The organism is Vibrio sp. 2130-1 (assembly GCF_033339515.1).
On record NZ_JAWOUT010000780.1, the window covers coordinates 1 to 504 of the forward strand.

1 pseudogene is annotated in these 504 nt (G+C 35.7%); it reads left to right on the forward strand.

Features of this window, described 5'->3' with window-relative positions:
• Window positions 1–396 precede the first annotated feature (396 nt).
• Window positions 397–504 (forward strand): annotated as a pseudogene (locus tag R7Q09_RS28670) (porin); the annotation flags it as partial.

A 504-nucleotide genomic window follows, 5' to 3' on the forward strand; every position in this document is an offset into this window, starting at 1 on the left:
ATGTTGAGGCTTTCTTTATTTTTAAAGGAAATTAAGTGTGATCGAAGTCTTAATATTTTGCATTGATAAATAAGTTTTGGTGTTAAAGATAGAAATTAAATGTGAAGTGAGTCTGGTTATTTCGCCATTTATTAAATCGTTAGTTGTTGATGATCACATTTTATTTTTTTGACGAATTTTTATAAATCAACGCAAGTGTCTGTAATTAACAGTGTTTTTGTTATGGTTATAGAGTCGGGTTTGAACGAGATCACTTTTTAAACGGATTTATTTTCCATTGCGAATTAATTATTTCAGTATGGCCACCGCCACGGAGGCACATTCCAAGGCTTGCGATGATCGGGAAAAGAAGCCCATGGAACCATCGCATAACGTGAATAATTAAAGGCAGTAATTATGAAAAACATCTTTGCACTGAGTGCTCTTTCACTCGCTTTCGCTTCTGGCGCTTTTGCTGGTTCTTCTTACGTAACGGGTAACGTTCAATTCCACGATGATGGTCGA